This window comes from Bacillus sp. 11C, assembly GCF_055486375.1.
This window is the reverse complement of sequence record NZ_JBUPVZ010000008.1, coordinates 178,704-198,282: the sequence shown is the minus strand read 5'-3', so window position 1 is coordinate 198,282 and position 19,579 is coordinate 178,704. Positions and strand designations below refer to the sequence as shown.

The window sequence follows — 19,579 nt, the reverse complement described above, 5'->3', positions numbered from 1 at the left end:
TACTACATTTTTCTTTTATAATAAAACTATTAGTCTATTTTCCCTATATTACAGGTAAAGGAGTTATTTTATGTATTGTCCTCAATGCGGCCATCAAACAGATGGCGGAAAGTTTTGTGAGAAATGCGGATCACCGCTCCCCGGTCAGTCAGGCCAGCATCAAGCCGCGCAAACCGGAGCCGCTGCAAAGCAAGCAGCAAAACAGTTCGGTTCATTTGTTTTGGCCGTCCTGAAACGCCCTTATCAGGAATGTAAAACAACGGGCGGCGAACAGCTGATCAGCGCGATTATTACGATGGTTCTGTTCAGTTTGCTGACCCCTTTGATGTTTTATATTCTTTTTTCAGACGGTCCCGGCAGCGTAAGCTTTACAGCAATCTTTTTAGAGCCAACCATTTATTTTGCCCTGTTTCTTTTCTTTTTGCATGCATTGATCTTTTTCGCCTTGAAAATCGCGGGAAACCAAGTATCTTTCAAAGATTCATTTTCCAGATTTGGCGCGTTTCTCATTCCGTTTACAGCTATTTTGGTTCTTGCCCTTTTATTCTTTTTATTACATACAGACATTTGCTTCACCGTGTTAGCCGTTGGTTTAATCGGTGCATTCTTTGCCATTCCTCCTGCGATGCTGAGCAGTTATCAGCATTCATATAAAGGAAAGATTGATATCATTTACTCAACGATTGTGATTTATCTGATCACCTGCGTTACATTTCAGCTTATGATCGAACACTATATTAAAGAGATTTTCCGTTATATGCTCTTTTAAAAAACAACCCCCATCACCTGCTGGTGATGGGGGTTGTTTTTATTGAATAGACGTTAAGTAAATTCTTCCGTTCTTCACTGTGCCTGTGTAGGTCCAGTTATAGGTTCTCAGTTTGGGACTGCCGCCTGATTTTGTGATATAGAATTCTTCATATGTCTTAATCGTGATAGCTGATCCATTTTGACTCCAGCTTTTCACTTCATAGTTATTAAAGTCTTCTGTTGTCCCCTCTTTATTTAATTTCGCCACGAGATGCTGCTGGTCGGAATAAAGAGAACTGCCTTTTTCAAGGCTGTCTTCCATCAGCGAGAAATGATTTTGATTTACGGCATCTGCCTGGCTTTGCAAATAACTGCCCATAAATAATGTCACTTGTTCATCTGTCACATTACCGCTTGCAGAGCTTTCACTGTCTTTGTTTTTCGAGCCTTCCCAGGCGGACGTGTACGTCTCCGGCTTATCATTTTTGATTTTCTTTATATTTGTTCCGGCCGATTCGAATGTTGATTCTGCTTCTTCAAAAATCCACTTTTTCTGTTTTTTATCATATGAAAGGAGATATTCGTAACTCGGGCTGTCATCAGTCATTTCTGGTTTTGAATAGTCGCTATACGAAGAAGACTGGTGCAGTTCTTTCCCAGTTACCGATACCTGCCACGTCCCGTCGTTTTTCTGAGAGAGAGCGAATGTATCCAGATCAAAATCAGTTTCTACATATTTATCTTTCAAGTAAGAATTCGTATATTTCATAGAATCAACGGTATCCTTCACCTGTGCCTTCAATTTGGCGCTTGCCTCTGTCATCTGGGCTGTATTCCCATCTGATAGCGCTTTGGAATACTGTTTAGTTGTTTTGACAATCGTTTTCATAATCGTTTCCTGTGTGTCTTGATCAGGAATTAACGTGATCTCCATTTCTTTATGGTCGATTGGCACGCCTGCTGTTTTTGTTTTTCCCCACGGAAACTCCGCTTCGACCGCAGCCGTCATGGACCCGTCTGTCAGAAGAGGGCCATATGTGACGGATTTGAACGGGTCTTTATGAATCGACTTGCCGTTAATCAGCAAATCACCCTTCCCGCTCTTGATGTCATCCGCTAAGCTGAATGTCACATCGTCTGCTTCCAATGAGAGATCAACACGAAAGCTGTTATCGCCAACAGCCTGAATGTCTTCCTTTTTCACGAGATCGACGACATCGTTTTTCAGTTTGGCTGAGACGGTATATTCACCGGGAATGTATGGCCCGAGGGTTTGTGCTTGATCGGCTTTCTTTACCTGTCCGGCATCCTCTTTATTCACATATAGATCACTATTTTTATAATTGCTGGTCACTTCAAAATAAACAGGTGCTATCTTTAAATCATAATGGTCAAATACGAGCAAACTTTTCCCGTCTTTCTCCGCGTATACAATATCCTTTTGAGCTGCGTCCGCACGCAGCGATGCAAAAAGCTCATCTTTTTTGTCAGGATGGTCCTTCAAATACGCAAGAAACGGTTTTACATTCTTTTTAGTCAGTTTAAGCTTGTCATTTACCGGTGTAAGAAGAGAAGCGATTTGGTCTTGATCTTCATCCTTTACAGCCTGTTCAAACTTGTCGACTAATCTATCCTTTGAAGTAAAGTACGCTCCGGTTTTATAGGCGGCGAATAATATGACGCACGCAGCGGCAATGCTGCTCCATAAAACGATGGTTTTCTTAGGGATTGGTTTTCGCGGAGCCTGTCTCGTTTCAGCAGCGCTTGCTGTTTCTTTATGCGCCTGTCTGCTGCTCCCTCCGATCGGGGTGCCGCATTCTTTACAAAACTTGGCTCCTTCTTTATTTTTTTGACCGCATTCCTTACAAAACATGTGACGTTCCTCCTATTTATGATCCACTATTTTGTACATATTTCCTATGTTACATATTTTATAATAGAATGGTATGAAATTGGAGGAAATCATGAAAATATCTCTATAAACATGTGAAAAGGTGGAATGATGATGCAACAGCTCACCATTCAAAAAGCGAAAAACTATGATCATGCGCTGTACGAGCTTCTGCTGCTCGCCGATCCGTCAAAAGAAATTGTTGATGAATACCTAGCCAGAGGAGAATGCTACACCGCTTATATATCGGGTAAATTAGCTGGTGTATACGTGATGATCACAACTAGACCGCAAACCGTAGAAATCGTTAACATCGCAGTAAAACAATCAATGCAAAAACAGGGCATTGGCAAGCAGCTTATCCGCGATGCCATCGAAAAAGCAAAACATATGGGGGCAAAGGTGATTGAGATTGGCACGGGAAATTCCAGCATCCATCAGCTTTCTCTTTATCAAAAATGCGGATTTCGCCTGCAGGCGATCGACCATGATTTTTTTATCAGACATTATGATGAGGAGATCTTTGAAAACGGCATTCAATGCCGTGATATGGTGAGGCTTTATTTGGATCTCTAAAAGCACAAAAAAGCCGCCGAGAGATATCTCGGCGGTCATTTTATTACTTGTTCAAGTTGTAGAAAGTGTTAATACCGTGATATTGAGCAGTTTCAGCCAACTGATCTTCGATGCGAAGAAGCTGGTTGTATTTCGCAACACGGTCCGTACGAGACGGAGCACCTGTTTTGATTTGTCCTGCATTTGTTGCCACAGCGATGTCAGCGATTGTGCTGTCTTCTGTTTCACCAGAACGGTGAGAGATAACAGCTGTGTAGCCTGCGCGTTTCGCCATTTCGATCGCATCGAATGTTTCAGTCAATGTACCGATTTGGTTTACTTTGATCAGGATAGAGTTGCCTACGCCGTTTTTGATGCCTTCAGCCAATTTTTTCGTGTTTGTAACGAAGAGATCGTCACCAACAAGCTGAACTTTTTTGCCAAGACGCTCAGTAAGAAGCTTGTGGCCTTCCCAGTCGTTTTCGTCAAGTCCGTCTTCGATAGAGATGATTGGGTATTTAGAAACCATTTCTTCGTACCAGTCAACCATTTCAGCAGATGTTTTCACAACGCCTTCGCCAGACAGATGGTATTTGCCGTCTTCTTTGTTGTAGAACTCAGAAGATGCAGCATCCATTGCAAGTTTCACTTCTTCGCCAGGTTTGAAGCCGGCTTTTTCGATTGCTTCAACGATTGTTTGAAGCGCTTCTTCGTTAGAACCAAGGTTTGGAGCAAATCCGCCTTCATCACCTACAGCTGTGTTCATTCCTTTAGCAGAAAGAACTGATTTCAGGCTGTGGAAGATTTGAGCGCCCATGCGAAGTGCTTCACGGAAGTTAGGAGCACCTACAGGCATGATCATGAATTCTTGAATATCAACGTTGTTGTCAGCATGCTCTCCGCCGTTGACGATGTTCATCATCGGTACAGGAAGCGTTTTTGAGTTGAATCCTCCAAGGTATTGGTAAAGAGGAATCTGCAAGAAATCAGCAGCTGCGCGCGCACAAGCCATAGATACGCCAAGGATTGCGTTCGCACCAAGTTTGCCTTTGTTTTCAGTACCGTCAAGCTCGATTAAAAGCTGATCGATTGCGTTTTGTTCAGTTACATCAAAGCCAAGAAGCTCTGGAGAAATGATTTCGTTTACGTTGTTAACAGCTGTTAACACGCCTTTTCCAAGGTAACGGTCTTTGTCGCCGTCACGAAGCTCAACTGCTTCGTATTCACCTGTAGAAGCTCCGCTTGGCACTAATGCGCGGCCGAAAGCTCCTGTTTCTGTATATACTTCAACTTCAACTGTTGGGTTGCCGCGAGAGTCTAATACTTCGCGTGCATAAACATCAACAATGTATGGCATGAGTTTTGTCTCTCCTTTTGATTTCAAATTATTTTTGAATTAACGATGTTCCTGTCATTTCTGTCGGTTTTTCAACATTGAGAAGGTCTAATAACGTTGGTGCAAGGTCGCCTAGGATTCCGCCTTCACGCAGCGTGATGCCTTCTTTCGTCACAATGACAGGGACTGGGTTTGTCGTATGCGCAGTGTGCGGATCGCCTGATTCTGTAATCAGAATGTCAGCATTACCGTGATCAGCGGTAATGATCGCGTGTCCGCCTTTAGCGATAATCGCGTCAACGACTTCGCCTAAGCATTCGTCCACTGCTTCAATTGCTTTAATTGTTGGTTCAACCATTCCGGAGTGGCCGACCATATCAGGGTTTGCGAAGTTAAGGATAATCGCGTCATGCTTGTCATCTTCAATTTCTTTGACAAGCGCGTCCTTCACTTCATACGCACTCATTTCTGGCTTTAAGTCATATGTGGCAACTTTCGGCGAGTTGATGAGAATGCGCTCTTCACCCGGGAATTCAGCTTCACGGCCGCCGCTCATAAAGAACGTGACATGCGGATACTTTTCAGTCTCTGCAATTCGAAGCTGTTTTAATCCATGTTGAGATAATACTTCTCCGACTGTGTTATCAAGATTTATCGGTTTAAACGCTACATATCCGTCAACTGTTTCACTGAAGTGAGTCAGGCAGACGAAATGCAGGTTCTTCGGATAATTCTCGCCGCGATCGAAGTCACGGAAGTCTTTGTTTGTGAACGTGTTGGAAATCTGGATGGCGCGGTCCGGTCTGAAATTATAGAAAATCACAGAATCGCCGTCTTGGATTGTCGCAACAGGCTCACCGTTTTCTTTTGTGATAACGGATGGAATCACGAATTCATCATAGATTCCGTTCGCATATGAATCATCAACAACATCCATTGCACTGCGGTAGGTCGGGCCTTCGCCGTACGCCATTACGCGGTACGCTTTTTCTACACGGTCCCAGCGTTTGTCGCGGTCCATTGAGTAGTAGCGCCCGGAAATGCTGGCGATTTCTCCGACACCGATTTCCTCGATTTGTTCGTTCAGCTGCTTAATGTACGTCTTCGCTGTTTGCGGACCAACATCACGGCCGTCAAGGAAACCATGGATGTAAACCTTTGTCAGCCCTTCATTTTTCGCAAGCTTTAACAATGCGAACAAATGATTAATGTGGCTGTGCACGCCGCCGTCTGATAAAAGGCCGAACAGGTGCAGGGCTTTGTTGTTTTCTTTCGCGTTGTTAATCGCGTCAAGGAATGTTTGGTTGCGTTCGAACTCTCCCTCACGAATGGCAACATTTACGCGTGTTAAGCTTTGATACACAATACGGCCCGCGCCGATATTTAAGTGACCCACTTCGGAGTTCCCCATCTGTCCTTCAGGAAGGCCTACAGCCTCGCCTGAAGCAGTCAATGTTTGATGAGGATACTGATTCCAGTAGCGGTCAAAATTCGGTTTTTTCGCTAAAGCGACTGCGTTCCCTACTGTTTCGTTTCGTAATCCGAACCCATCAAGAATGATGAGTGCAGCTGGTTTTTTACTCATATTGACCTTCCTCCAATAATTGAACGAATGACTGTGGCTCAAGGCTCGCGCCGCCGACCAAAGCACCGTCAATATCGGACTCTGCCATATATTCTTTAATGTTTGCAGGCTTTACGCTTCCGCCATATTGGATGCGAAGCTGGTCTGCAATTTCTTGGCTGAAGCTTTCAGCGATGGTTTTACGGATGTGCGCACACACGTCGTTCGCATCTTTCGCTGTAGAAGATTTGCCTGTTCCGATTGCCCAGATTGGCTCATACGCAATAACAGAAGCAGCAACTTGTTCTTCAGAAAGACCAGCAAGGCCTTTTTTCACTTGGTCAGCAACAAGATCATTTGTTTTGCCGGCTTCGCGCTCTTCAAGCGTTTCACCCACACAGATGATCGGCACAATACCGTGTTTGAAAGCAGCGTGTGCTTTTTTGTTAACTGTTTCATCAGTTTCAGCGAACATTTCACGGCGCTCAGAGTGGCCGATGACGCAGTAGTCAACGCCAAGGTCTTTTAGAGCAACCGGGCTGATTTCGCCTGTGAACGCACCGCTTTCCTCGAAGTGCATGTTTTGAGCGCCGACTTTAAGGTCAGTGCCTTTAACAGCAGAAGTAAGCTTTTCTAAGAAAAGAGCTGGCGCGCAAACAACAGCTTCCGCTTTGTCTGCTGCTGGAATGGAAGATTTTACTTCTTCAACGAAGCTGACAGCTTCGCCGAGTGTTTTGTTCATTTTCCAGTTACCGGCGATAATTGGTTTTCTCATCTGTTCCACTTCCTTATAGCAGTTTTAAGATTATTTATCGTTCAGTGCAGCTACCCCTGGAAGCTCTTTGCCTTCCATAAACTCAAGGGACGCGCCGCCGCCTGTTGAGATGTGGCTCATTTTGTCAGCAAGGCCGAATTTTTCAACCGCTGCCGCTGAGTCTCCTCCGCCGATGACAGAGTATGTATCTTTCGCCTCTGCCAATGCTTCCGCAACCGCTTTTGTTCCTTGTGCGAACAAGTCGATTTCGAATACGCCCATCGGTCCGTTCCACACGACAAGTTTGCTGTTTTTAATGACGTCAGCATACGTTTCGCGTGTTTTCGTACCGATGTCGATTGCTTCTAAATCACTAGGGATTTCAGAGATCGGCACCATTTTCACGTTTGCATCGTTAGAGAAATCATCTGCAACGAGTACATCTTCAGGCATGTAGAAGTTCACGCCTTTTTCTTTCGCGCGGTCCATAAATGACTTCGCAAGCTCGATTTTATCCTCTTCAAGAAGAGAATTACCGACTTCATAGCCAAGCGCTTTTACGAATGTATAAGCAAGACCTCCGCCGATGATCAGGTTGTCCACTTTATCAAGAAGACTTTCGATCACTCCGATTTTGTCTTTTACTTTCGCTCCGCCGATGATCGCCGTGAACGGGCGGTCAGGGTTAGAAACCGCTTTTCCGAGGACATCAAGCTCTTTTTCCATTAAGAAACCTGCAACTGCTGGCAGATGCTCGGCAATTCCAGCTGTAGATGCGTGAGCACGGTGGGCAGCACCAAATGCGTCATTTACATATACATCTGCAAGCTCAGCAAATGCTTTTGCAAGCTCAGGATCATTTTTCTCTTCACCAGGGTAGAAGCGTACGTTTTCCAATACAAGAACGTCTCCGTCCGTCATGTCGGAAACTTGTGCTTTTACAGCATCGCCGTAAGCTTCATCCGCTTTTTTCACTTCTTTGCCAAGCAGTTCGCCGAGACGTGCAGCGACAGGAGTTAAACGAAGCTCCTCAACCACTTCGCCTTTCGGGCGGCCTAAGTGGCTCGCGAGAAGGACTTTCGCGCCTTGGTCTGCAAGGTGTTTGATTGTTGGAAGCGCAGCACGGATACGTGTATCGTCTGTTACTTCCCCGTCTTTCATTGGAACGTTAAAGTCAACGCGGCAGAATACAACTTTGCCTTTTACGTCGATGTCTTTGAGAGTTTTCTTATTCATGCCTAGGAGATCCTCCTTCAAAGTGGTTTGCATACAGCACGAAAAACGTGAAACCGTCTGGTCAAGCGATAACGCCGCTAGGGCAGATCACAGTCTTTTTCGGCACAGGGCAGTTCGTCTAAAAGCCAGGGCAGCGGCCTTAGGCGAAAGCGCCGGCAAAGCTGCAAAAAACGCGGCCGTTTCTCTGTCACAGAGCGTTTTCTGAAAGCCGGTCTTCATGGAAAAAGGGAAAGGGAGTCCGTCCCCTTCCCTTGTCCGCTTTCATTATAGCGCTTCTATTCAAAAGAACCAAGTCAGGTCCTTTTTTCAGCTATAAATTAAAGACCTTTTTTTGCGATGTAAGCTGCAAGGTCAACAACGCGGTTAGAGTAGCCGCTTTCGTTATCGTACCAAGAGATTACTTTTACCATGCTGCCTTCCATAACCATTGTAGAAAGGGCATCGATTGTAGAAGAGTTTTTGTTTCCGTTGTAGTCGCCAGAAACTAATGGCTCTTCGCTGTAGCCAAGGATTCCTTTAAGATCTCCTTCAGCCGCTTCTTTAAGAGCTGCGTTTACATCTTCAGCTGTTACTTCTTGGTTCAGTTCAGCAACCAAGTCAACTAGAGAAACGTTTGGAGTTGGAACACGCATTGCTCCACCGTTCAGTTTGCCTTTTAGTTCAGGAAGAACTAGAGAAACTGCTTTAGCAGCACCAGTTGATGTTGGGATGATGTTTTCAGCTGCTGCACGCGCACGACGGTAGTCTTTGTGCGGAAGATCAAGGATTTGCTGATCGTTCGTGTAAGAGTGAACAGTTGTCATCATACCGCGTTTGATGCCGAATTTATCGTTAAGTACTTTTGCAAACGGCGCTAGGCAGTTTGTTGTGCAAGATGCGTTAGAGATAACATCGTGGTTAGCCGCATCGTATTTATCTTCGTTAACACCCATAACGATTGTGATATCTTCTTCGTTAGCAGGAGCAGAGATGATTACTTTTTTCGCTCCAGCTTCTAAGTGTTTCGCAGCGTCTGCGCGTTTTGTGAAGAAACCAGTAGATTCAACTACGATTTCAACGCCTTGTTTGCCCCAGCTAAGTTTAGCAGGATCGCGTTCTGCAGAAACTTCAATTGTTTTGCCGTTAACAACAAGGTTGTTACCGTCAACTGAAACTTCAGCGTCTAATTTTCCGTGTACAGAATCATATTGTAAAAGGTGAGCCAGCATGTTAGCATCTGTTAAATCGTTAACCGCTACTACCTCAACTTCAGGATTTTTTAATGCTGCGCGGAATACGTTACGTCCAATACGACCAAAACCGTTAATACCGACTTTTACTGCCATGATTTGTTTCCTCCTTTAAATAAGTGAGAGATATTTATATTGAGGGATTATTCATCCCTTAATAACTTCTTTGCGGCCCCTTCGTCTGTGACGAGAACCGTGTCGCGGGGCTTTTTAAAGTAAGCCTCGATCGCCCCGGCTTTTGATGATCCGCCCGCTACCGCAATAATATCGGGGATGGCGTCTATGTCATCCAGCTGCATTCCGACAGAATGCACTTTGTGGACCACTTCTCCGTCCGCGTTAAAATAGTAGCCAAACGCTTCTGTGACAGCGTCATTATCATCTATTTTCTTTAAGTCTTCTAAAGGTGTGTTTCTCCGCTGAGCCATCGTTTTAGCTTCACCGATTCCGTGAACCAGCATACTCGCCGATTTGATCGTGTTCAGCACCTCTTTGACAGAAGGCTCTTCAATAATAGATGAATAGGCGCCTTGTGACAGCTGTCCCGGAACAAACAAAAGCCGGTAAGTGCCTGAAGCCTTTTCCGCCATATGCGCGCATATGGTGTTCGCCTGATTTTTCACGTCTTCGCCTAAACCGCCTCTTGCAGGCACAAACAAAAGCTCGCGGTTTTTAGAATCCGGCGTCATCATTTCAGCCACAGCTTCAATTGTCGTACCGCCAGTTACAGCGACGATATTTTTGCCTGAAAATCTTTTTTTCATACATGCGACAGCTGCTCTTCCCATTTCTTTTTTGACCCATGGGGATTGATCACTGTCTCCGGACACGATAATGGCATCCTTTAGATTTAAACGTTCTTTTAATGTCTTTTCCAAAAGAGTCAAACCTAAAACATCTTTCATCGTATCTTCCAAAACCGAAAGCAGTTCATAGCCCTCTTCTGTCAAGGTCATGCCGTTTGTTTTAATATCGACCAGGTTCTGTTCCTTTAAAAACTGAACCTCGCCCCTCAACACACGCTCGCTGATCTCGAGACTGGCAGACAGGCTTCTTCGCCCGATGGGTTCCGTCAGCCTGATATACTGCAAGATTTCAAACCTCTTTTGCATAACGAGCAGAAGATCAGGCAATAATTTTTTTTGAGCTTGTATTAACTGGTTCATGACTCAAACGTTCCTTCCTTTTTTTGCTGGACATTATATGTCCCGCTATGACAAAAAACGTCCCATCATAGCCAAAAAAAATTACTTCTGCTTTCTTTAATTATTTTAACAGGGTGAAATTGTTTATTCAACTGTTAAGAGCTAATTCATCGACAATATTCGCAGAGTTTTCATGCAGCGGTGTTTATCCAGCTATATTTTTTCCTATATATCTTTATCTTATACAGAAAACGCCAAAAGGTGCATCCCAACATAAACAGCCCTTCCAATCGAAAGGGCCTGATCCTTTAAAGCGTTTTCATTTTATCCAGAGCTTTTCAATTTCTTCGAGCGATTTGTTCTTCGTTTCCGGGCAGATCGTAACGACAAACAGGAAGCAAAGGATGTTAATCACCGCAAAAATCCAGAATGTATAGGCGAGTCCGAATGAGTCGATCATCATCGGTACAAACTGTCCGATCGCCCAGTTTGCTCCCCATAAAAAGATGGTCGCAATGCCTGCGGCCCGCGCACGCAGATGGTTCGGGAAGATTTCAGAAATCATAATCCATGTGATCGGCCCTACAGATACACAAAATGCCGCCACAAAACCTAAAATAAAGAAGATCAGCATAAGTCCGCTTGTTAACTGAAAGTAGAACGACGTTCCGATTAAGATCATAAAAATAGCCATAAAAGCAGATCCGATGGACATCAATTTTTTTCGTCCGACTTTATCAATCAACAACACCGCAATAACGGTAAAAATAACTTCTACAACACCGACGATACAGGTTGCCACAAATCCGGCGTTTTGACCGTATCCCATCATTTTAAAGATTTCCGGCCCGTAGTAAGTAATCGCGTTCATGCCGATGACTTGGTTAAACAACGCCAGCAGGATTCCAATGACAAGCGCCTTTCTGAGACCCGGCTTGAACAGCTGGGACAGCGACCCCATTTGTTCTATTTTTAAAGAGTTCTCAATGTTCTTTAATTCTTCTTTTGCGACTGTTTCTCCATTAATACGTGTCAGTATCTTTAACGCTTCTGTTGTTTTGCCCGCTTTCGCCAGCCATCTCGGGCTTTCCGGCACGACGAGCAATACGAGGAAAAAGATCACGGACGGCACCATTCCATAAGCGAGCATCCATCTCCAACCGGTGTGCACGCCCCATTCGTATGTTCCGGACCGCTGCACAGCGAGATTAATAAAGTACGTAGCGGATATACCCAATATCGTAAAGAGCTGATATAAGGAAGAAAGGCTTCCGCGTATGGCAGGCGGCGCCGCTTCTGTAATATACGTAACAGAGAGTGATGAGCCCATCCCTATTCCGAGGCCTCCGATAACCCTTGCAATGATTAAGGTCGATACGTCTTGTGATAACGCTGAAACGATGGCTGATATCGCAAATAACAAAGCAGCTGTCATTAAAATTTTTCTTCGGCCGAACCTGTCGCTTAAAAATCCGGATATCCCGACGCCCGCAACTCCTCCGATCATAATGCTGGAAATCACGAGTCCTTCCATAAACGGAGTGAGGCTGTATAAATCTTTCAGAAAACCGATGGCGCCTGAAATCACTGCCGTGTCATAGCCGTACAGTAAGCCGCCAAGTCCCGCCGCGCATGAGATTAAAATGACAAATCCCATTGAATGGCCTCTTGTTACAGGAGCATTTGGTTCTAATTGAGTTGGAGTATTCTTCATTTCCCTGCCCTCCCGAATGTTAAGTAAAGCGTTTACATTTACTTCTGTAATTGTACGTACTTATATTAAAATTTAACGAAAATTTCATTTAATTAGTACGTACAAATATAGAATAATCCTGTTTGTATTTTCTGTCAATGTTTTATTACAAAGAACGCTGTGATATACTAAAATTTGTCCGTATACATTTTGGAGGAATAGATATGTTACCAAAATACGCCCAAGTAAAAGAAGAAATCAGTTCATGGATTAATCAAGGCAAAATTCTGCCCGATGAAAAGATCCCTACCGAAAACGAATTAATGCAGCAATTCGGCGTCAGCCGGCACACCATTCGCAAAGCGATCGGAGACCTCGTATCACAAGGTCTGCTGTACAGCGTGCAAGGCGGAGGAACCTTTGTCGCTTCACGCTCTGCTAAGTCAGCGCTGCATTCCAATAAAACGATTGGCGTTCTGACAACCTACATATCAGACTATATTTTCCCGAGCATCATTAGAGGAATCGAGTCTTATTTAAGCGAGCAAGGATATTCTATGCTTTTGACAAGCACAAACAACAATCCGGACAATGAACGAAGAGGATTAGAAAATCTGCTGTCACAGCATATTGACGGACTTATTGTGGAACCGACAAAAAGCGCCCTGCAAACCCCCAATATCGGCTACTATCTGAATTTAGAGAAAAACGGCATTCCTTTTGCGATGATTAACGCATCATACGCCGAGCTTGCCGCACCGAGTTTTACCTTGGATGATGTGAAAGGCGGCATGATGGCGGCGGAGCACTTGCTTTCTCTCGGCCACACGCATATGATGGGTATTTTCAAAGCTGATGACACACAAGGTGTGAAGCGGATGAACGGGTTTATACAGGCGCACCGGGAGCGTGAGTTATTCCCTTCACCGGATATGATCGTGACATTTACGACCGAGGAAAAGGAATCGAAGCTGCTGGAGAAAGTAAAAGAGACGCTGGAGAAAAACAGCAAAAACATGCCGACTGCTATTCTTTGCTATAATGATGAAATTGCACTGAAAGTGATTGATATGCTTCGGGAAATGGATATCAAGGTGCCGGAGGACATGTCCATCGTCGGATATGATGATTCCCATTTCGCGCAAATCTCCGAGGTGAAATTAACCTCTGTGAAGCATCCAAAATCCGTGCTAGGAAAAGCGGCTGCGAAATATGTCATTGACTGCTTAGAGCATAAAAAGCCGAAGCAAGAGGATGTCATATTTAAGCCTGAGCTGGTCATTCGCCAGTCGGCCAGAAAACGGAATGAATAAAAAAGCAATGTACGGGTCTCCCCGCTGCATTGCTTTTTTTATGGCTGTTATCTGTTTTTCCAAACGTCTGCAATGATTTCAAACGAACGCATTCTGTCTGCGTGTTCATAGGTTTCTGAGTTGACCATTATTTCGTCCGCCTGTGTCGTTCTGACAAAGTCTTCAAGCTTCGCCTTCACTTCTTCCGGACCGCCGACAATCGTCGAGCTCAGCTGTTCATTGACCATCGCTTTTTCATACGGACTCCAGATTTGATCCATGTCTTCTACAGGCGGCTTCAACTGGTTCGGCGTGCCGCGGACGAGATCAAGAAATCTTTGATAATGTGAAGTCGCAAGGTGCTGCGCTTTCTCGTTTGTATCTGCCGCGATAATGGTGACGCCTACCATTGCATACGGTTCATCAAGCACTTCTGACGGCGTAAACGAATTGCGGTACAGCTCTAAAGCTGGAACTGTATTCGCCGGCGAAAAATGAGCGGCGAATGCAAATGGAAGGCCTAGTTCGCCTGCGAGACGGGCGCTGAAGCCGCTTGAGCCTAGCAGCCAAATCGGCACATCTATGCCCTCTCCCGGAATGGCGCGGACTTGATTCCGCACATTTCCTGATGGTTTAAAGTAATTGCGCAGTTCCTCTAATTGTTCTGGAAAATCTTCACCGCTGTTAATGTTTCTGCGAAGCGCTCTTGCTGTCAATTGGTCAGTTCCCGGAGCACGTCCGAGCCCCAGATCAATCCGCCCGGGATACAGCGTTTCCAGTGTGCCGAATTGCTCGGCAATCACTAGAGAAGAGTGGTTCGGCAGCATAATGCCGCCGGAACCGACACGGATTTTCTTTGTGCCGCCGGCAATATGGCCGATCAGAACCGCGGTGGCAGAGCTTGCGACACCTTCTATATTATGATGCTCAGCGAGCCAGTAGCGTTGATAGCCCCATTCCTCCGCACGGCGCGCCAAGTCCATGCTGTTTCGGAATGATTCAGCAACCGTTCCTCCCTGAACAACCGGAGATAAATTCAAGACAGAAAGCAAGGTATCTTTGCGTTGGTTGTTAGACATATTGTTCTCCTTTGCAAATGTGTTATCAGTAAACAGCCTCAAGCTGTCAAGTATGAATGAAAGGACTTCTCTCACACCATAACACAACTGCTTTCAGGAATAAAAGAATTTGATTCGATGAAATTCGAACAATTTAAAACGAACGGTTTGCCCCGTTATTCTGCCCCAAACAGGTTCTGGGCCATATCAATGAATAGTTTAGCCGCTAGAGAAGCGTCCTTTAGCGACGGAACAGCTAGCTGCACATCACGGTACACCTGCGGGTCCAGATCCCGCGTCACCACATGCTCCGGCAGCGGCATGCCCGACATGGACATTTCTGATAAAATCGCCAGGCCCAGTCCCTCTCTGACCATACTGATCGAGGTGTTCATGTTATAGACTGTGAAAGCGGCGTTCAGCGTAGCACCCGCCTGCCTGAACATATGGTTAAAAGGCGATTCATAGCCGCCGTCACAGACGATCATCGGTGCATGATCAAGATCTTTCAGCGTAATGGCTAGACGGCTGCAAAGCGGGTGATCATCCCTGAGCACGACGGCCATTTTGTCTTTTTTCAGATGAATGTACTCCATCTCCTCCGTTGGATACAGAAGAATGCCGACATCTATCATTCGCGTGTGAAGCCACTCCTTGACTTCATTTACAGTTCCTTCGTGCAGCACGAGTTCCAGTTTCGGGTATTTTTGTTTAAACTCACTGATCAGCTTCGGCATAAAATAAGCCGAGGCAGTTGAGAATGTGCCGATATGGACCGTTCCCAGTTCTAGCCCTTTTTCCGCGGCTGCGACTTGCTCAACTTTTTCAACGCCTTTCAAGACTTCTCTGATGTGGACTAAGATCTTTTTACCTGTCTCGGTCAGCATCAGGCCATTCCGGCGGTCACGGATGATCAGCTTTACGTCAAGTTCAGCTTCAATCGCAGAAATCGCATGGCTGACAGCCGGCTGTGTCATGTTCAGCGCCTGCCCCGCTTTTGTAAAGCTTCCCGTTTCAGCTATTTTCACGAAAACCCTTAATTGTGTAATAGTCATAACAATTTACTTATGCTCCTTATAAAAAAGATTCATTTTATTTATCTTATATTCTACAGTATCATAATGGAAAAGTTCTACAAGGAGTGATTGAAATAGTGAAACAGCTCTCAAAAACGCGGACAGCGCTCCTGCTCGCCTTTCTCGTCATCATGTGGGGCATCAATTGGCCGCTGTCCAAAGCAGCGCTCGCCTATTCGCCGCCGCTATTGTTCGCGGGCATCCGGACGCTGATTGGCGGGATTTTATTAGTCATTGTCGCACTGCCGCGTATTCATAAATTGCGTTTTAAAGAAACGTGGCCGATTTATCTTGTTTCTGCACTTTTAAATATTACGTTATTCTATGGGCTGCAAACGATCGGGCTGAATTACCTTCCGGCCGGCCTGTTTTCCGCAATCGTCTTCTTTCAGCCGGTGCTGATGGGCGTGTTTTCTTGGCTGTGGCTCGGTGAATCGATGTTTGCAATGAAAGTGATCGGGCTGATCCTCGGTTTTGCGGGAGTAGCTGTCATCAGCGCCGCGGGTTTTGGCGGGCATATTTCTGTCATTGGGGTTCTGCTGGCCCTCGGCTCCGCACTCAGCTGGGCGTTAGGAACAGTATTTATGAAAAAAACAGGCAGCCGCGTCGATTCCATCTGGATGGTCGCTTTGCAGCTGACGATCGGAAGCGTGTTTCTGCTTTTATCCGGATTTTCGACAGAAAGCTTTTCGGCGATACAATGGACAGTTCCGTTTATCACCAGCCTGCTGTTCATCTCTGTCTTCGTTATCGCACTCGGCTGGCTTGTCTTTTTTACGCTTGTCGGTTCAGGGGAAGCAAGCAAGGTCGCTTCCTACACTTTTTTGATTCCGCTCATTTCGATCGTGGCCAGCTCCATTTTCCTGCATGAACCGCTGACCTTAAGCCTCTTGGCAGGGCTGCTGCTGATTGTAACGAGTATCTGCCTCGTGAATTCAAAATCAAAAGCACAGAAAGCGGCGGCGATTGGTGTAAAAGAGAAGGCTGCACAATAGTAAAAACCTCTTGTCGGATGTGACAAGAGGTTTCTTATTTACTGATGCTTACGTCCTTTGATCAAATACACAATCGTAATCAAAAGATAGATCGCCGCAGTAATGCTGGTCATCACAATTGACGTTGTCATAATGACTCCAATCAGAATAGCGAGTAATGCCAGAATCGCAAACCATGTCGTGTATGGGAACAACTTTACATAATAAGCCGGTGTTTCTGTTTGGTATTTTCTTGATTTCAAATGGGCGAATCCGATGATCAGCCAGATGAATAATACGGTATATCCCAATGACCCCATTAAGTAATTAAACGTTTGGCTTCCCGCGAACAGAGAAATCAATACGCCAATATATAGGGAGGAAGTGCACATCAGAATCGCAAACATCGGTACGTTTTTCGATGAAAGTTTCGAAAAGATTTTCGGGAGCCTTCCGTCACTTGCCTGTGTATACAAAATGCGGGACGACCCGTATAAACCTGAATTCATTGAAGAAATGATCGCAAGCAGGATGACTGCGTTCATGATATGATCCGCACCCGGAATGCCTACCATTTTAAAGACCATGACGAAAGGACTTTCCGGAACGGAGTTGACTTGATTCCATGGAATCAGGCTGACAATGATAAAAAACGGCAGCAGATAGAACGTGACAATCCGTGTTAGAGTGCTGCGGACAGCTTTCGGGACAACCTTTTCAGGATTTTTTGTCTCAGCAAGCGTTACACCAATAATTTCTGTACCGCCGTAAGAGTAGATCACGACTAGCATCGCCGTAATCAGCCCTGTGCCTCCGTTCGGGAAAAATCCGCCGTGCTCTGTCAGGTTTGAGAACCCGGCAGCTGTATGATCACCGAATGATACAAATAAGAGCAACAATCCTAATATAATAAAAATAATAATAACGGTAATCTTGATCATCGCCAGCCAATATTCGGTTTCGGCGAAGATTTTAACAGAAAGCAAATTCACAACCGTGACAATAAGAGATATCCCTAATGCCAGGACCCAAATCGGGCAGCCCGGCAGCCAATATTGAATAAAGATCGCAGCGACAACAGCTTCAGCCGCAATGTTGAGCACCCACATTTTCCAGTATATCCAGTCCAAGAAATAAGCAGCGTAATTTCCTAATACCTGCTGGACAAGATCCCGGAAGGTTCTTGCGTTTCGGTTGCGCACAGCCATTTCCGCGAGCCCCTGCATAATAAACAGCAAAATAATACCGCCGAGCAGGTATGCGATAATGACAGATGGCCCCGCCACATCGATCGCCGAACTGCTCCCTTTAAATAAACCTGCGCCGATTGCTCCGCCCAGCGCCATCATCATAATATGGCGGGACGTCATCGTGCGCTTTAACGTCTGATTGTCCTTTTTCATCCTCTACTACCTCTCCTTCTCGTTTTCAAAAACAAAAAAGCCCGCCGCCTCTTATCCAATAGATAAAGAGACGACGAGCCTTAGGCTGACCGCGGTACCACTCTTGTTGATTCTTCATGAAGAATCCAGCTTTTGACCTGTAACGAAGGTTAGCCGTTAAAACATGAGGAATATTCAATCTATTCCGTTTCGTCTTACCACTCCCGGGCGAGTTCAAAGAAAAATCAGGCTGCGTCACACCGCCCCGCAGCTCTCTTTTCTGATTAATTCTTTTACTGCTCCCAATCTATGTGTTTTCGTTTTCTGAAAAACTGAAATTTTATGTTCTGAATATACTAACATAATATACGTGCTTCTTTTTTCCCTGTCAATAACCTCAGAGAAAAAAGAAATTGTTATTTTACCCCTTTTTGAATGGCTTTCCAAAAGGATTCTGACTCGTTTCCTAATGCATAGACTGAGACACCTGCTATTTTGTATTGCTTTGCCAGATGGCTTTTCGTTTGGACGGTTTTTTCATTTTCATACCACACGACATGTTTATGCTTCTTTTTGTCAATGTAAGAAAACGTCATCGAACCTGATTTTTTGTTGAATATCGGCTTTGCTTTCTGCTTTTTGATCAGGGGCTTGAGTTCATTCCATGCTCTCATTGTGCTGCCGCTTCCGTCTTTCACATCCCAGTCATAGCCGTACGCAGGGATTCCCATGATGACTTTATTGGCTTTGATCTTTTTGGCTGAAAACTGCAGAGAGCTTTTGATCCAGCCTGTGCTCGCCACCGATCCCGGCTCGCCCCAAATGCCGTGTTCGTCGTAAGTCATGACTTGCACATAATCGGCATATTGACCGATTTTCGCATAATCATACGGCCAGCTCCAGTCATCATTTTGATCATCGGCGCTTTTGGCCGGAACGGAAACCATTGTTTTGATCTGTTTCTTTTTCAGCGCCTGTGAGACATCTTGTATGAAGCGTGAATATGTGGACCGGTCTTCTGGATTCACCGCTTCAAAATCGATATTGATACCGTAGTATGAGTGCTTTTTAGCCAGTGCTATCAGCTGATCTGTGAATCGTTTTTTCGCTGTTTTATTACCCATGACCCGGCTCGCTAAGTCTCCGTCAAAATCGTAAATCGTGTCATTATAGTTTGAGATGACCGCCCATGTCTTGATTTTTTTCTTTTTCGCATATGTCAGCTGCTTGCTTGGGGCATCGCCAATGATGTGTCCGTTTTTTTCAAACGCAAACGTATCTGTGGCGATCGAATTCATGTATGTATGATATTTCACAAGAGAATTGTATGAGTCCGTATCCCCAGTTGTGTAGCCTAATGTCATGCCAGCGGCTTTCGCTTCTGCGTTTGAATACATAAACAGAATGATCGCAATCGCCAGTGAAACAGCTGCGATCAGCCATTTTTTCATCGCATTTCCTCCTTTTTCAATTCATACTCTTCTCATCGGCCAAACAATTGGAAGTTGAAGTTTTTTCAGCGTGATTGAAAACCTTTGAAGTCTAGGAAGGATGAGCATTGGAGCAGACTTCCGCAGGTTGCGGTGACAGGGGCGTTTGAGCAGGACGCTGCCTGACAACGAATGCGAGGGTTTGTCGACACGC

Annotated in this window: 16 protein-coding genes and 1 other annotated feature; of the genes, 4 read left to right on the top strand and 12 right to left on the bottom strand. The window is 45.2% G+C overall.

Going from position 1 to position 19,579, the window contains the following annotated elements; genetic code table 11:
- Positions 1–70: 70 nt before the first annotated feature.
- Entirely contained in the window at positions 71–769 is a 699-nt protein-coding gene (locus ACY3LV_RS13565) for a zinc ribbon domain-containing protein (protein ID WP_333560899.1), read from the top strand.
- A 39-nt stretch (positions 770–808) separates the two neighbouring features.
- Here the strand turns inward: ACY3LV_RS13565 and ACY3LV_RS13560 are convergent, their stop codons facing one another.
- Positions 809–2,623, bottom strand: coding sequence for a zinc ribbon domain-containing protein (locus ACY3LV_RS13560; protein ID WP_464863969.1), 1,815 nt, complete (start codon positions 2,621–2,623; stop codon positions 809–811).
- Positions 2,624–2,749: 126 nt separating this feature from the next.
- Between ACY3LV_RS13560 and ACY3LV_RS13555 the strand changes: the two genes are divergently transcribed.
- Complete coding sequence (locus ACY3LV_RS13555) at positions 2,750–3,217, top strand: GNAT family N-acetyltransferase (protein ID WP_202328015.1); 468 nt, start codon at positions 2,750–2,752, stop codon at positions 3,215–3,217.
- 43 nt (positions 3,218–3,260) lie between these two features.
- Here the strand turns inward: ACY3LV_RS13555 and eno are convergent, their stop codons facing one another.
- From eno to araE, 7 genes are all read right to left on the bottom strand, one after another.
- Positions 3,261–4,553, bottom strand: a complete 1,293-nt coding sequence (gene eno / locus ACY3LV_RS13550) for a phosphopyruvate hydratase (protein ID WP_010328641.1) — start codon at positions 4,551–4,553, stop codon at positions 3,261–3,263.
- A 28-nt stretch (positions 4,554–4,581) separates the two neighbouring features.
- Positions 4,582–6,117, bottom strand: a complete 1,536-nt coding sequence (gene gpmI / locus ACY3LV_RS13545) for a 2,3-bisphosphoglycerate-independent phosphoglycerate mutase (RefSeq protein WP_202328014.1) — start codon at positions 6,115–6,117, stop codon at positions 4,582–4,584.
- Positions 6,110–6,871, bottom strand: a complete 762-nt coding sequence (tpiA, locus tag ACY3LV_RS13540) for a triose-phosphate isomerase (protein ID WP_202328013.1) — start codon at positions 6,869–6,871, stop codon at positions 6,110–6,112. Before tpiA ends, gpmI begins: the two co-directional genes overlap by 8 nt.
- Positions 6,872–6,901: 30 nt before the next feature.
- Positions 6,902–8,086: a phosphoglycerate kinase gene (locus ACY3LV_RS13535; RefSeq protein ID WP_148962756.1), complete on the bottom strand. Its 1,185-nt coding sequence runs from the start codon at positions 8,084–8,086 to the stop codon at positions 6,902–6,904.
- Positions 8,087–8,403: 317 nt separating this feature from the next.
- Complete coding sequence (gene gap, locus ACY3LV_RS13530; protein ID WP_087993478.1) at positions 8,404–9,411, bottom strand: type I glyceraldehyde-3-phosphate dehydrogenase; 1,008 nt, start codon at positions 9,409–9,411, stop codon at positions 8,404–8,406.
- A 47-nt stretch (positions 9,412–9,458) separates the two neighbouring features.
- Positions 9,459–10,481, bottom strand: a complete 1,023-nt coding sequence (gene cggR, locus ACY3LV_RS13525) for a gapA transcriptional regulator CggR (RefSeq protein WP_202328012.1) — start codon at positions 10,479–10,481, stop codon at positions 9,459–9,461.
- A 298-nt stretch (positions 10,482–10,779) separates the two neighbouring features.
- Positions 10,780–12,174: an arabinose-proton symporter AraE gene (gene araE, locus ACY3LV_RS13520; protein WP_087993480.1), complete on the bottom strand. Its 1,395-nt coding sequence runs from the start codon at positions 12,172–12,174 to the stop codon at positions 10,780–10,782.
- Between the two features lie 203 nt (positions 12,175–12,377).
- Between araE and araR the strand changes: the two genes are divergently transcribed.
- Positions 12,378–13,466, top strand: a complete 1,089-nt coding sequence (gene araR, locus ACY3LV_RS13515; protein WP_464863968.1) for an arabinose utilization transcriptional regulator AraR — start codon at positions 12,378–12,380, stop codon at positions 13,464–13,466.
- Positions 13,467–13,513: 47 nt separating this feature from the next.
- Here the strand turns inward: araR and ACY3LV_RS13510 are convergent, their stop codons facing one another.
- Together ACY3LV_RS13510 and ACY3LV_RS13505 are read right to left on the bottom strand one after the other, a co-directional pair.
- A complete protein-coding gene (locus tag ACY3LV_RS13510; protein WP_202328011.1) occupies positions 13,514–14,524 on the bottom strand; it encodes an LLM class flavin-dependent oxidoreductase in 1,011 nt (336 codons plus the stop codon).
- 155 nt (positions 14,525–14,679) lie between these two features.
- On the bottom strand, positions 14,680–15,558 hold the full coding sequence (locus ACY3LV_RS13505; RefSeq protein WP_202328010.1) for a LysR family transcriptional regulator: 879 nt from the start codon (positions 15,556–15,558) through the stop codon (positions 14,680–14,682).
- Positions 15,559–15,656: 98 nt separating this feature from the next.
- On the opposite strand from ACY3LV_RS13505, the gene ACY3LV_RS13500 reads away from it, so the two are divergent.
- Positions 15,657–16,574, top strand: coding sequence for a DMT family transporter (locus ACY3LV_RS13500; RefSeq protein WP_087993483.1), 918 nt, complete (start codon positions 15,657–15,659; stop codon positions 16,572–16,574).
- A gap of 38 nt (positions 16,575–16,612) precedes the next feature.
- On the opposite strand, the gene ACY3LV_RS13495 is transcribed toward ACY3LV_RS13500, so the two are convergent.
- Both ACY3LV_RS13495 and ACY3LV_RS13490 read right to left on the bottom strand, forming a co-directional pair.
- Complete coding sequence (locus ACY3LV_RS13495) at positions 16,613–17,956, bottom strand: amino acid permease (protein ID WP_087993484.1); 1,344 nt, start codon at positions 17,954–17,956, stop codon at positions 16,613–16,615.
- Between the two features lie 63 nt (positions 17,957–18,019).
- Positions 18,020–18,254 (bottom strand) — a binding site (T-box leader).
- A gap of 97 nt (positions 18,255–18,351) precedes the next feature.
- The gene (locus tag ACY3LV_RS13490; protein ID WP_333518148.1) at positions 18,352–19,386 is read right to left on the bottom strand and encodes a glycosyl hydrolase family 18 protein; all 1,035 of its coding nucleotides are present in this window, start codon (positions 19,384–19,386) and stop codon (positions 18,352–18,354) included.
- Positions 19,387–19,579: the final 193 nt, after the last annotated feature.

Excerpts from the sequence above, each read along its gene's own strand:
- ACY3LV_RS13565 (WP_333560899.1), top strand. The coding sequence starts at position 71 with ATGTATTGTCCTCAATGCGGCCATCAAACAGATGGCGGAAAGTTTTGT.
- ACY3LV_RS13560 (WP_464863969.1), bottom strand. The coding sequence starts at position 2,623 with ATGTTTTGTAAGGAATGCGGTCAAAAAAATAAAGAAGGAGCCAAGTTT.
- ACY3LV_RS13555 (WP_202328015.1), top strand. The coding sequence starts at position 2,750 with ATGATGATGCAACAGCTCACCATTCAAAAAGCGAAAAACTATGATCAT.
- eno (WP_010328641.1), bottom strand. The coding sequence starts at position 4,553 with ATGCCATACATTGTTGATGTTTATGCACGCGAAGTATTAGACTCTCGC.
- gpmI (WP_202328014.1), bottom strand. The coding sequence starts at position 6,117 with ATGAGTAAAAAACCAGCTGCACTCATCATTCTTGATGGGTTCGGATTA.
- tpiA (WP_202328013.1), bottom strand. The coding sequence starts at position 6,871 with ATGAGAAAACCAATTATCGCCGGTAACTGGAAAATGAACAAAACACTC.
- ACY3LV_RS13535 (WP_148962756.1), bottom strand. The coding sequence starts at position 8,086 with ATGAATAAGAAAACTCTCAAAGACATCGACGTAAAAGGCAAAGTTGTA.
- gap (WP_087993478.1), bottom strand. The coding sequence starts at position 9,411 with ATGGCAGTAAAAGTCGGTATTAACGGTTTTGGTCGTATTGGACGTAAC.
- cggR (WP_202328012.1), bottom strand. The coding sequence starts at position 10,481 with ATGAACCAGTTAATACAAGCTCAAAAAAAATTATTGCCTGATCTTCTG.
- araE (WP_087993480.1), bottom strand. The coding sequence starts at position 12,174 with ATGAAGAATACTCCAACTCAATTAGAACCAAATGCTCCTGTAACAAGA.
- araR (WP_464863968.1), top strand. The coding sequence starts at position 12,378 with ATGTTACCAAAATACGCCCAAGTAAAAGAAGAAATCAGTTCATGGATT.
- ACY3LV_RS13510 (WP_202328011.1), bottom strand. The coding sequence starts at position 14,524 with ATGTCTAACAACCAACGCAAAGATACCTTGCTTTCTGTCTTGAATTTA.
- ACY3LV_RS13505 (WP_202328010.1), bottom strand. The coding sequence starts at position 15,558 with ATGACTATTACACAATTAAGGGTTTTCGTGAAAATAGCTGAAACGGGA.
- ACY3LV_RS13495 (WP_087993484.1), bottom strand. The coding sequence starts at position 17,956 with ATGAAAAAGGACAATCAGACGTTAAAGCGCACGATGACGTCCCGCCAT.
- ACY3LV_RS13490 (WP_333518148.1), bottom strand. The coding sequence starts at position 19,386 with ATGAAAAAATGGCTGATCGCAGCTGTTTCACTGGCGATTGCGATCATT.